The sequence below is a fragment of the Legionella maioricensis genome (assembly GCF_023618015.1).
GTDB classification, from domain to species: Bacteria; Pseudomonadota; Gammaproteobacteria; order Legionellales; family Legionellaceae; genus Legionella; species Legionella maioricensis.
On the sequence record NZ_JAJKBJ010000019.1, the window covers coordinates 35615 to 49090 of the forward strand.

A 13476-nucleotide genomic window follows, 5' to 3' on the forward strand; every position below is an offset into this window, starting at 1 on the left:
CCTATATGATGTTATTGTAGAATATACAGAAGATTTCCACTTGGAATGGAGCACTTCAAGGCTGCTGCAATGTGGTAAGTCTATGAATAATTTGGAGAACACCTGAATAAATAATTTTATCCCGGCGCATCTCCAATTTGATGTAATTCCTGCTCTCCAAAAATAGCAGAGGGGTAAGTGTAGAATTTAAATTCCAGTAAATTATTGCTTGGATCTTTAAGGAAAAAGGATTGATGTTCAATTTTTGTATGAGGAAAACGCGTTTTAAGCGGTATTTCATAGCACATCTGCTGATTATCCAGGCGCTGGATAAATGCATTAAACTCCTTTTGCTCCAGAAAAATTAAACCAAAATGACGTGGATAAATTCCTTGTTGCAGAGGTAAAGGGGCATCCACTTTATGGGCTACAATTTGATGAGGGCCAAATTGGAAAATCAGCGCATGCTCCGATTCTCGCCCCAATTGGCACCCCAACTGCTCCTGGTAAAAAAGTTTGGCCAGTTTAAAATCGTGAACAGGGAAGGCTAAGTGGAAAAGGGTTTTCATGGTTAAGCCTTATATCGGTAAGTTGAATATCAAATAATAATATAACTAAGTCAGCCTTTCTGCATCTTAGCACCGACAATGATGATGAGAAATACAAGGCAGATCCCCCATCGTCATCGGCAATGCTTCATCCTACCAGCCTGGGCCATGGCGATCGGTTAACTTTCTTACTTGAGGGAGTTCGCCGTCTTCAGTTACCTCAACACTTTCTTTTTGCATCTTCTCTTGATGCCAGCGACTCCAGAATCGTCCTTGACTGCCAAAGCAGCGCGCTTCTTGGGACTGACCTTCTTTGTCAGTCCAAACCCTGGCATTAGTCACATAAACTGTCGGTGTCATTCGGGGTTCTTCTGCTTTGGGATTTAATATGCAATCACTCATTATTTTACGTAATTGACCGCGATGATTGAAAAGCAGTGATTCATTCTCGGAAATTTTTGAAGGAAAAACTTTCTTTGATAAAAGAGGATTGGGCTTGGTATAGGAAAAATCTGTTTCATTAAGTCCGCTGATGTATTTTGGCTTAAATCCATCAAGAGCATAGCGTTCTATGGAAGCATCACCGCTGTTCCAAAATTTTTGATAAATCAAGGCTGTCGTATTTTTAAGAGCAATATGGCGTGCGTCAGAAAGATTTTTGCTACTTTGCTGATAATCAGTTAAGGCTTCTTTTAATAACTCGGCAAGCTCATGCCCTCTAGTGCCCATATCCCAAAGCGCATCAATCATTTTCAAAGAAACAAAGCCCGGGGGCTCTTTGGCAGCAAATTTCTCTTCACAAAAGTTATATAAGACGCGTAATAGATGTGCTTTATTACCTTCTTCTATCGCTTTGATGGCTTCTTGAGGCAATGGTGGGTCACGATCAATCTTTGCTTTGGGCAATTCGTCTACCAAACCATTAGGGCCAAGAATGAAGTTTTTCCCGATAAGATATACTTCCGGTTTCTCCTCTTTTGTCATTAAACTGGCTTTCTTGCTCCGAAAGGCAGTTCTGAGCGACTCAAGTTTTTCCGTTATTTGCTTGAATAATTGTTGTTCCTCAGCCGTTTTTTTCAAAACACGTAATTTGTCATTGTATTCGCCAATCGCGGGATTAAGTGAGAGATTCTTAAAAAACTCCAAATCCAATGCTGCTTCACACTCTTCTAACGATTTTTCAAGACGAAGAAGCTTTTCTTGAAATTTAGTAAATAGGGGATTCATTATATTTTTATTGCTCCTCTGCCAGACTCAGATTAAATTGACTATGAAAAATTAAACTTTAAAAAGCAATGTAATAAGATAAGATTGAATAAATAGTTCAGGATTATAACATTGGTTAAGTAGCATGAGAGAGCCGCAATGATTATTGAAATAAAAGTGGTTTTAGGTGGAGCGTTACTTGGATTGGCCGCAGGACTTATGTTATTGGTCCGTGGCCAGATTCTTGGTTGCAGTGGCATACTATTTCGCTCATGGAATTTTACGACCTATAGGCTTAATGTTGATAATCTGTTATTTATGGTCGGATTATTGTTAAGCGGGATAATCTTTAACTTCACTCAGACTGTACCCAATCCCGGCGCTGTTTTCAAAACCAAGCCGTGGTTACTTTTTATGGGGGGGATGTTGGTTGGGGGGGGGACTTATCTTGGTAATGGTTGTACCAGTGGCCACGGTTTATGTGGCCTTTCACTTTGGCGTAAACGCTCAATAATTGCTGTGGGGATCTTTTTTCCTACTGCAATAATCACCTCATGGCTAGTACATTAAGGAGTAAGTGATGCGCAGGTTAATCGCATTGATTGCGGGCTTGATCTTTGGTACCGGTTTGATTTTAACCGAGATGTACAGTCCGGATATTATTATTGCCGGACTCAAAATTGGTGCCGATACATTCCGGATTAATTTGTACGTCACCTTTTTTATGGCTTTATTAGTTACTTTTCTATTGTTTCAATTACGCAGATGGTTGAAAAAACCGCTACTGAATAAAAGTTATGAATTGCCTACCCAGGAACAGATTGACTGGAAACTGATTATTGGCGCTGCAATTTTTGGGGTGGGCTGGGGGCTGACTGGAATTTGTCCTGGGCCTAATATTGTCGGGCTTGGCATTTATTCCTGGCCATTTTACTGGATAAACTTTGCCGGGCTCATTATTGGTTTCTTATTGATGCGCTATTTCACTAACAAACGATAACCTACCAAGGTGTAAAACATTAATCCCCAGTACCCGTAAATAAGTTAACGGTACCTTTACATTATTTTCTATATTATTACGATTCGTTCAATATTTAATTAATGACCATCCTCATATAATGACTTATTTGCCCACTCAATAGTGCTTTAAATTGAAGGGCTTATAAATAGTACCATTCATAACAGTGAGGGTCTGGTCATAGACATAAAGCTCAGTCAAACTACAAAAAAATTGCTAAATCAGTTAAAAAAGGCCAAAGCAAAAACGATTGAACTACCTGATGTGTTTCTATCAGAGCGAGTTGATAGCGTTCAATTCACTGCATTGGGCATTTGGTTAAAGAAAAAGCAAAAAGGAGATGATGAAACAAATTTTCTCTTACAGTCTTTGTACGCATCCCTTTTAAAGGATATTGAGACTGTTTTGTGTACCGATCAGCAGGAGCAGAAAGAGAAAAGCATGTTCTGGTCTGTCAATTTCAAATCCATAGCACTTGCTGTCGCTGGAGCGATTTTTTTTGGTTGTGAAGGTTTTGATGGTTTCTTCGCGATGTTGGGCGTCTTTTCTCTTCCAGCTGTCGTTTTCTTTTCTGCCGGCATTATTTTTTCTGTGTTATCTCTTATGGTTTTATATGCCTTTGAACTCGCTGACCTTTCAAAAGGTTTGGGGATAACGGTAAGACATTTGCCTGAAATTTTAGATATTTATAACAAGGAAGTGGAAGCAATCAAGGCGATTAGAAAAAAGATCAACATGACCTATTCGTGGCATACAAGCAGTAAAATGCTTGCCGAAAATCTTGCGGTGATTCAGCTGCTCATCTTTCGCTATGAAGCTTTAGATGAGGCGCGAGGAAAATTAAATAAATTAAAAGATAGTTCAACTTTAATTGTTGCCAAACACGCTACGGCAGCGGTCGCCGGATTTATTTTTTTTAGCGGCGGTTTTTTTGCGGGTCAAACAGTTGCTTTAGAATTTTCCGGATTATTTATCGCTGCGGTTTCTCCGACATTCTGGCCTATTATTTTGGCCAGTATTGTAGTTGGGTTGGCTGCTTTTAGTGTCTATTGGTTCATTGAGCGGCCGGATATGGAACATCTTATCAGCCGCTGGGTTGGATTGGATCAAGAAAAAATAGACGATTTATGCCACGATGTGACAGTAAAGGAGCAAAAAGAAAAGCTGACCGTATTAGAGCAAAATATAAAGCTGGTTGCTGCACGAATAGAAAGAGTAGAAGTATTAGAAGTGCATAAACATGAGTTAGCCAGAAAAAATGAAGAACTGATCGGTTTAAGAGCCTTGAACATACAACCAGGATATCCTGAATCCCTGCAAAAAATCGATCCAATGCCTCCGACTTTACTTCCTTTTAATAAGCCGCCGTCATCCCTATTTTGGCGAACTGCATCAGATTTAGCTAACCGGTCTTTTGCCACTACCCCTTATGGTTTTCATCAGCCTTCTCCTCAATCGCATTTAGTTGAGCCTCTGCCCCCAATTCTTTGCTTAAATCGGTAGGAAGAAGATCAGATACAAATAATCGCTGAGAATTTTTTGATCATTTTGGGTTTTATCTTAAGCCTGTGTTAATTTAATAGTGTTATTCTATGTACTTATTTTTATTATGAGTTGTAAATTATGCCAAAAGTAACTGTAGATCTTAATAAAGCCTTAACTGTTTGCCCTGCTACCATTGGAATGATGCCATCGTCACTAAGTAGTCAGATTGAAAAATATATGTCGGCCAATACAAGTGATAACGTCACTATAAAATTAAATAATGGGGAGACGCTGAAATTTTTGGTCCATAAAGAAAATAATAAAACGGTTCTATCTTCTGTTGATAATTTAGCGTCAAATTGTAAAGATGGTGTTGCTACTGAAATGTTACCAGAAATTTTAACGAAACTGGCTGAACAGCAAGTCCACTTTACTGCCCTGCAGTTTCCTCATGCCTTTATGGTAAAAGGACGATTATCGGGTATGACTTACCGTGCTCATTTTAATCATATCGTTATCTATAAAGACTCTTCTGATAATTTAAATGCCGGTGTTATTGACTCTACAATAAATCCAATAGGAGTACGTAATCCCATACCTGTATTAGGATGGTTGGCGTCAAACTCGATAATATCTGGCGAGGAATTATTGCAGGTCAAGTTGACCCGATTATTAGGCCAACCGGAAGCTAAAACTGCATTGCAAGCCATGTGTGATTTACCCATGGCTAATGTTATTTCACCTATTTTGACTTACAAACAACCTAGCGTTGGCGATAAGCGATGTGGAATATACACGCTGAACGCGATGGCTGAATTAGTAAATCATATTCTTGAAAGTGACGTGGTCACTACAGAAAGTATTACAAAAACAGTAACAGCAGCCCATCAAGCTCTAAATGAGCCTGAAATGATGAAGATATCCTATCCTGTTGAGACAGGCTCTGAGATAAAACAGGTGCTTTAATCATTAACAGGTTTTTAGCAATTTTGCCAAAGTCCCTGGATAAGAACCGCTGAAATCCTCTCTACTCCGATGTCCCGCGGCTTATCCGCGGGATCCGGAAACCTGCATTAAAACACTAGCCCTAATAATCGGGTAAAAAGATATTTTCATCAAAAAATGGAAAATAATAGGGCCAATGAAAATGTTGGGCAACGATTGCCATAAAATAATTGATTAACATATCTCCAGACTCTGAGTTGGTCAATGATTTTATAATCATCAATCACCGCATAACCGGCAACTGGAACATAATAGACATTCATAGCCTGTAACAAATGGTCGTCTATGCTGTTAGAAATCATTGCTGTTAATTCCTTTATTTTTCATCCTATTCCAATTTAGTAATCCCACTTTACGGGCATTATTTAATTAGGGTATACCCGGGAATTTTACTAAAATCTATTGCATCATACATCGCCCTATCAAGGTATTCTTCAGCATAGTGCTCGTATATTTTTGCATGCATAAAAACATCAAAAAGATCCGGATCAATATGTCCCTCCACTTTCATTTTTCCAAGAATGGATAGTGCCTGAGACAAGGGCATTGCTTTTTTATAAGGGCGATCACTGGCCGTTAGTGCTTCAAAAATATCAGCTATGGCTATCATGCGGGCTTGAAGAGACATTTGATCTTTAGTTAATCCGCGCGGATATCCTGTTCCATCCATCTTTTCGTGATGGCTGCCTGCCAGTTGGGGGACATTTTTAAGATTTTTAGGGTAAGGCAGGGACTCCAGCATCTTAAGAGTCATACTGACATGATTATTAATGATGTCTCGCTCTTTATTCGATAAGGTACCTTTATTTATTTCCAGCATGAGTATTTCCATTTTAGATAAAAAATCTTCCTCAGTTCCTGATGGACCTATCCAGCGCCGTTTTGCAATTTCCTGGATGGACTTGAGTTTTTGGGGATGAATTTGCTCACTGCCTAGATTGCTTTCTCTAATGAGCTCACGTTCGGTATTGAGTTGAGCGAGTTGTTCTTGTAGCTTATTATCGTGCTGGAGATTATATAAATTGCCAGTCGTTTGCTGTAATTTACTTTGCAGTGCCTGAATAATTGCGTCACGTTTCAATACTTCAAAACGCGTGTCAATAAGGTGCACTCCATCCATAATCCTTTCCAGCTTGGTTGCTTTATCCACAACTGCTTCCGGGGTGGTAATTTTACCGCAGTCGTGTAGCCATGCGGCAACCTGAAGCTCATAGAGTTCATCTTCCGTCATGCTGAAGTCTTTCAGAGGACCTTTATCTATCTGACAGGTAGCCAGGGCTATCATGCGGGTAAGGATTGGAACGCGCCGACAATGCCCCCCGGTATAAGGTGATTTTTCATCAATGGCTTGGGCAATTAATTGAATCAAGGCATCAAATAGTTCTTTTTGAGTTTCAATAAGCTGACGATTAGTGATAGTCACAGCTGCCTGTGAGGCTAAGGACTCAACGATGTATTGATCCAATTTTGAAAAAGGAATGATGTTATTGTTGGTCTTGTCTAAAGCATTGATTAGTTGGAGCACCCCGATGACTTCATTGAGATGATTGGTCATTGGGACGGTAAGAAAGGATTGAGAATGATAGCCTGTGTTTTTATCAAAATTTTTGGTTCCTGATAAATCGAATTTCTTATTATTGTAGGCGTCTTTGATATTGATTGTTTGTCTGCTTACCGCCGCCCAAGGGGCGAGCATGTGATCGTTGGGTTTCCCTTTTTCATCATACAAAGGCAAATTTTTGAAGTTTACTTGTTTGTCGCTCGTGCCCCCAAGATGAATACCCATGGATTGATTGATCATAATTTCAAATTTTAGTTCAGCATCCTCAGTACATGTATATAGGGTTCCCCCATCAGCATGAGTGATTTCCTGAGCTTTCTTTAAAATAATTTCCAGTAAACGGTTATGGTCTTTTTCGGCAGAGAGGGCAATACCTATATCTGTAAGTGCTTTCAACAAGTGAGTAAATTGAGCCTCGGTCAGCTTCATTTTTAATAATACGATTGAATGGGTATGGTTAAATTATAGTTAACTATTTGTTTAAAATGTTTGCACGGGGTATCATATTGAGTCATTTTGTGGGATGTGAAACAAGAGCCTATCAACAAAGCAAATTTAATAGCGCGATATGGATATAGACAACGGCATAAACAATTAATTTCAACCTTACTAATATCATATTGTGGATATAAAAAATGAGCAACCCGATTAAAGTCCTTTACGAGTTAGGCTTAAGTTACGAAAAAAATCAATTACCCGTCATTGAGTCTTCAGTGGAGCCGAATGGGGGCATTCTAAACCTTGAAAAGGCTTTGAGTGATGATCCTGAATGTTGGGATACGATTAGCATGGGGGCATCCCAACAAGAAAAGAAAACCATTATTCTCAACGACAGTTGGTCCGATGACAATCAAGGATATCTTAAACATCGCATTGTAAGTAAATTCATTGAAGAAGGATTTCGCGTTTATTATCCTACTCCTAATGGGTTACAGCCATTAAATGATGTAAATCAAATTGATAAAGCGCTCACTCAGTTGACCCCTCTTAGTGGAGAGCAAGAACTTGTTGAGATAAAAAAATTAAAATCAACCCGGGAGCGGGTTGATATTTTAGATGGCCCTAAACTGAATAACCTTTGTTCAAAAATCCTGAGATCTCCCGACGCATTTTTTTATTTTATAAATTTCCTCACCTTAGAGAATCCAGAAGACCTGCTCAGTGGCCTAGGTTATACCGATATGGTAAGCCCCTCATATACCTGTGGCATTGAATGGGCTTTTGAAAAACCTCCCAATAGGAAAGGAAATGCAGAATCACAGCACAAGCAGTTTAAAGACAGGCTGTGGCAACAAGCTGAAAAAAATCGACTTACTCCTCAATTTTTGCCGACAATGAGTTCTGAGACGACGGTAGAGAAACAAAATGAGCAGTATTTAAAATTCCTATTAAAATATTATCCAGATATAGTCAAAAAAATCCGCTCTGTGAAGTTAGAAAATAAAGCAGTGGAATTAGTATCGCTTCTTAATCAAGCAGAAAACCTGATTTCTCTTTCATTAAATATGTGTACCTTGACTTCTGAGGACACGACACTTCTTCCAACTTCTTTAAAGTATTTAAGATATTTAGACCTTAATTTTTTTGAGTCCGATCTGGAGGCGGATTTATTTGCCGCTCTCCTAAATTTCTCTCCTGAGTTGGAGTCACTCTCAGTGAGCGGCTATATTGATTTAGAGTCATTACCAGAATTACCACTAAAGAAATTAACCAAATTAAGAAGTCTCTCTCTTTCTGAGAGGGCGAGGATGTCATCAAAACAACTAGATGCTCTTCTCAATGCTGCAGTCAACTTGCGTAAATTGGTTCTTTCTTGTAATAAGAAAAAAGAGATTACGCCCCCCTGCCTAAACGGCTTAACAGAACTTACCCTCGAAGACCCCAGGTTGGGGGAAATAAATAATTTCCTTAATGCTACAGCTAGTTTGGAAACTTTGACTCTAAAAGGAGCAAATCAAAAAGAGCGTGCTCCCTCTTTGTTTCAAATAAAAAAACCGCTGCATCATCTTACTACGCTTTCTTTAGAGCACTCATCATTTAGTGAGGAGCAATTCGCTGATCTCTTTAAGCTAGCTCCTAATTTAGAAAAATTGAGAATGTCTCATTATGATTTTGGTTATGGTGCTCTTCAGTTTGAAGCTAACTCCTTGCTTCAATTAAAAATATTAGATCTCACTAAGAGCACTTTTTTTTGCCCGCAATTAGAAAATTTTCTAAAGGCAGCCCCCAATTTAAATGAACTGGTTATCTCAAAGCCTTATGATTTACTGGAGTTTCTTACTAGAAGGAAGCCAGCATCGCTGCCTTCGTTAACCAAGATCAGCTTTCCTTTGCACCGGTTAACTTTTGAGGAATTAAATCTACTGGTTAAGGTCGCTCCTAACCTGAAAAGCATCTCTTTTCTAACTCCTAAAAAAGAAGATGAACTGATGGCGATAAACTGGTTTCAACAAAGTTATCCCCATATTGAAATGAAGTTAGTGGAACCACTTCCTGAGAAAGATCTCTTCCTGGATATAAATTTCGGCTGGGATACTATGTCTCTTGACGGGAATATTGCAGATAGAGAAACCCCCAACATGCCCGTCAGAACCTTATTTAAGGCAAAAGGATTAAAAGAGCCTGCGGTTTCTGATTATCATCTGAGTGCCTTTGAGTGGGATTCTCATCATCAAACCTTTAAATCGGTAATTCCTCGAGAAGAGAATTTAGTAGCAGTTCCGCAATCACTAGAACTAACGAATCAACAATTAGAGGACGCATTTAACCAACTTGATGTCTCTTCCGAACAGGTTTATGGCCAAATTACCTTTTTAAAGCCGGCTCTTAATCAATGGCTTCAACTCCCAGCTTTAAGCATGAATGATAAACTGGTCAATTATGCGGTGGATCATCCGGATTTCCAATTAAAAAAAGATGAGGGTTCAGGATATTATTTCATCAAGTTTAACAAGAGGGTTGAGTCCTGCCTCGTTAATTACCTGCTTAGTCCTGGCTATACCAACAATGAAGTCATTGGAAAAGGCGGGGTGCCCCAAGAGCATATGGAGTGGATATCGAAATTAGTCTTCGCTTCCAAAGGACAGATAGTTGACTGTGACGAATATCAAAAACTGTTAAAACTGGATGCTCCCACGCGTCTTCAGGCACTGACCTCATTTTGTCGTTTCAAAGAAGCCTCCGCTTCTCAGGATATTGAAGGGAATACGATAGATGTGCTTAATGGGCTGATTAAAGAGCGGCGGGGAGTCTGTCGGCACCGTGCTCAATTGTTTGCGGCCTTAGCTAAGGCCTTTGAGATTGATGCTCAAGTAATCCGAAATGACGTGCATGCCTTCGTGCGGGTAAACAATGAAAACCGTTCCTTCACTTTAGATTTAGGCGGTGGAGACGCACATCTTATTCGCTTGCCTATGCCAGAGGTTCCGAAAATACCGCAGAATCATGCAACTGATAGTCTGCAGGAGAAAGGGCGAACTAAAAAAACAGTGCTTCCCTTAAGTCCGGATAATCGTTTTCAAACCTGGAACAGTGTGCCTATTCACGCAACGAATGCGGACGAATTGGTTAAAACACTTACCACTAAAGACCGCTGTGCCAGACAATGGTTGATTTTTAATGACATCCAGGAAATTGAAGCCTTACATCATGCTTCAACCAACGCCAAGAACAGATTGTTCTCTCGCGATTTAGACACTCTGGTCTTACAAAACATCCGTATAGAAAATGGCAAAGACCAAAAAGTGGATAGTCCGGTGAGTCAATTTTTAAAAGAAGCGGCTTTAAATCCTGACCAATCCTACACCTGGTTTATTAATTGGTCCAATCCCAAAGCCCGACACGTGGGCTTAAACAGTGTTATCGATAATGAAGGGCGTAATCTGGATAATCTGCGTATTCCCCCCAACGTGCAGATCGTTGCGTGTACCGATCAGGCAGCTGCCGCGAAAATGGGTGATGATTTTTATTCTCGTTTTGATGCCATAAGCCAGGCCCCCGAACTTCCTCCAGTAAAAAGACCTGAGATAAAACTCAATCAAGTGATCAAAGAGGAGGATGTTTTGTTTCCTTCTCCTTTGAGCTGGGAGTCTTTTCTCATTGGACGCCATACTTTTGATGATGGGGCGCCAGGTATTCTTCCCGGCGCGCTCCTAAAGGCATCTTTAGCCAAGACGCAGAAGCTAACCTTACACAATGCACCTTTTGAAGATCCTAAGTTTCGGTTTTTTATTGCCGAGTTAATGGCCACCAAGCGCTTCTTCTTCAATGGCGAATGGCATACTCTACCCAAAGATTTTCATCTTGAATTTGCCACGCCTGATTTAAGTACCTATCCCGCCATTCTGACCCCTCAAGTGGCACCGGAACAGACACGCGTGGTTAATCAGACAACACTACCCTTATTTTTCAAACAATACACTATTGCCAAAGATCATACCCTTAAGCCTAAGCCGGGATTTTTTGCGGCCAATAAAACGCTCAATTTAACCGTCACCGATAATTTGTCTGAAATTCAATGGTATACCTTGTTGAAGGAGGCAAAAAAACAGCAGTGTGCTTTAGCCATTAAGGCCGCACCGAATGTGTTTGTCCCGGAACCCTTGCGCGACACCGTTTCTCCTGCAAAGCCCTTAACATCGAGTAACCGAATAATTATCGCTGCCGATGTCGATGATGCGGAAGAACAATGGAAGAAAACGGATTCGATTACGATTAATGTGGATGTCAAAACCAATTTTAATAGTTTGTTCTACCATATTTCTTTAAAAAACAGAAAGTTTACTGGCCAGGAAACCGCCTTGCTGGAGGCGATCAAAGAAGGTAAACCCGTTATTCTCAAAGGTCAGTTTTCTCCCACGCTTGCTCAACAGCTACAATCTCTTTTTGTGGATTCTCCTTCGTTGTGGGTTAATGGCGAGTCTGTTGCAGTGACCAATATGACTTTGATTAGTGACGATGCCACTCCCTTTAAAGCCATTCAGCCCATCCTCCATGTTTATAAACCAGAGGATGATTTTAAAAAGTTGACTCCTGAATTGGAAGAAAAGCTGCAGCAAAGTTATCAGCGGCTTAATCTTACTCCTCGCCATAGCCATTTTAGCGATTTACCCAAGGATTCTGGCCAACATACAAAGTGGGTGGACCATTTAATTCAGCGTTTGGAGCTGGGGGCCGGCATTCTTCCCGAGACAACAGAATCCACTACTCCTGAGGAAGTATTGGATTACCTGGAGAAACATTCTTTGGCTTTTCTTATCAGTAAAACTGGAGAAGGGAAAAGTCATTTTGTTCAGAAAACCCTACCTGCTTATGCAAAAGAGCATCAGAGACCGGTTACCATTTATCATGAACTGTCTTCCATTAAAGAATTTCTGAGACATGAAGGTTCCAGCGTCCCCATTTTATTTCCTGATGAAGCCAATCTGTCTAACGAGCATTATTGTCTTTTTGAAGCCATTGCTCGCGGCGATAAAGAACTGTGGTTCGAGGGGGAATGCTATCCGCTTAACCAGCATAAAGTTATCTTTGCCGGAAACCCCTCTCCCTATGAAGGGCGCATGGAACCTGATTTATTAAAACGGTTTCCCCATTACATGCTGTTCAAAGGCCCACGCCTAGAAAAAATCATTACTCCTTTGTTGAGCCAATATAAAAATGCTAAAGAGTTATTTGGGCTCATTGAAAACTACTACAAAAAAGCCCAAAACGCAGGGCTCAACATCACTGCGCGTAACGCGCAAATGATGTGTTTACGGTTTTTTATTTTAAAAGAAGCACCGCAAACCAAGATGATGTCAGATGATTTTCTGATGCGTTATGCCATCTTAAATGAAATCAAAACATTAAGTATGGATAAAACGCTGAGTAAAGGGATTCGCGCAGAGATTAAACAGACGAGTACTTGGAAAGAAGACAAAAAACAAGCAACCATGGCCGCGCAGCAAGCGCTGCCTGTTGCAAAAGACAAAAAATACGTCTGGACTTCCTCGCGTCAAACAGCCGCCTTTGCTATAGACACGTTGCTGAGAATTCGCGAAAAGAAACAAAAGGGAGAGCTGCCACAGGAGTTGGGCATTAATGGTCTTCTCTTGGAGAGTGATCCGGGGTTAGGCAAAAGCCAATTGCTCTTCTCTATGCTTAAAGCCAAGGGAGTTGATTTCGTTATCATTCCACTAACCAACCCCGCTAAGATGGAAAAAGAATTTTTAGATGCGTTTCATAAAGGAAAAGTGGTGTGGTCTGATGAGTTTAACTCTGTGGTGCATGAAAAACTGCTTAATGCCTTGCTTTCAGGTTACGATCTGGATGGGAACCCACCGAAGGTTCCCGGTTTTTGTCTCTTTGGAACGCAAAATCCCCATTATAAATTCTGGGACAGGAAAGCTTTAGCCCCAGCTCTGGATAATCGACTGATGTCGGTGGAATTAGAGCATTATACCTTGGAAGAACTGCAGAAAATTCTTGTTGATAAATTTGATATGCCTCCTCAGGAGGCGTTGAAAATGAGCCAGGAGTATCTGGCTGCTCGCAATTATGCTCAGGCGCAAAGTTTGTTTCCACCACCTAATCCAAGAAACCTGATGAATAAGGTAGAGGAAGAATTCATGGCAAGTTTAATAAGCGTGTGCTAAAAGCAACAGTAGTCGGTGCGGACGATGGCGATTGGGAAGTGG

General features: G+C 40.4%; 9 protein-coding genes. 5 read left to right on the forward strand and 4 right to left on the reverse strand.

The genetic code is table 11. The features are described from left to right. Positions 1-116: 116 nt before the first annotated feature. Both LOX96_RS13615 and LOX96_RS13620 read right to left on the reverse strand, forming a co-directional pair. The gene (locus LOX96_RS13615; RefSeq protein WP_250422957.1) at positions 117-548 is read right to left on the reverse strand and encodes a VOC family protein; all 432 of its coding nucleotides are present in this window, start codon (positions 546-548) and stop codon (positions 117-119) included. A 132-nt stretch (positions 549-680) separates the two neighbouring features. Further along, positions 681-1754, reverse strand: a complete 1074-nt coding sequence (locus LOX96_RS13620; RefSeq protein WP_250422956.1) for a hypothetical protein — start codon at positions 1752-1754, stop codon at positions 681-683. Between the two features lie 138 nt (positions 1755-1892). Between LOX96_RS13620 and LOX96_RS13625 the strand changes: the two genes are divergently transcribed. The 4 genes from LOX96_RS13625 to LOX96_RS13640 all read left to right on the forward strand — a co-directional run bounded on the left by LOX96_RS13625 (position 1893) and on the right by LOX96_RS13640 (position 5202). Continuing rightward, complete coding sequence (locus LOX96_RS13625; RefSeq protein ID WP_250422955.1) at positions 1893-2303, forward strand: YeeE/YedE family protein; 411 nt, start codon at positions 1893-1895, stop codon at positions 2301-2303. 10 nt (positions 2304-2313) lie between these two features. Next, positions 2314-2733, forward strand: coding sequence for a DUF6691 family protein (locus LOX96_RS13630; RefSeq protein WP_250422953.1), 420 nt, complete (start codon positions 2314-2316; stop codon positions 2731-2733). Between the two features lie 231 nt (positions 2734-2964). Then, a complete protein-coding gene (locus LOX96_RS13635; protein ID WP_250422950.1) occupies positions 2965-4254 on the forward strand; it encodes a hypothetical protein in 1290 nt (429 codons plus the stop codon). A gap of 120 nt (positions 4255-4374) precedes the next feature. Next, positions 4375-5202, forward strand: coding sequence for a hypothetical protein (locus tag LOX96_RS13640; RefSeq protein WP_250422948.1), 828 nt, complete (start codon positions 4375-4377; stop codon positions 5200-5202). Positions 5203-5351: 149 nt separating this feature from the next. On the opposite strand, the gene LOX96_RS13645 is transcribed toward LOX96_RS13640, so the two are convergent. Beyond that, positions 5352-5543 (reverse strand): hypothetical protein, encoded by a 192-nt coding sequence (locus tag LOX96_RS13645; RefSeq protein WP_250422945.1) that lies wholly within the window; start codon positions 5541-5543, stop codon positions 5352-5354. Positions 5544-5602: 59 nt separating this feature from the next. Beyond that, positions 5603-7231, reverse strand: a complete 1629-nt coding sequence (locus LOX96_RS13650) for an HD family phosphohydrolase (protein WP_250422942.1) — start codon at positions 7229-7231, stop codon at positions 5603-5605. Positions 7232-7437: 206 nt separating this feature from the next. Here LOX96_RS13650 and LOX96_RS13655 point away from each other — a divergent pair, with 206 nt between their 5' ends. After that, positions 7438-13434 carry a hypothetical protein gene (locus LOX96_RS13655; protein WP_250422940.1) on the forward strand — a complete coding sequence of 1999 codons (5997 nt, stop codon included), beginning with the start codon at positions 7438-7440 and terminating at the stop codon, positions 13432-13434. Positions 13435-13476: the final 42 nt, after the last annotated feature.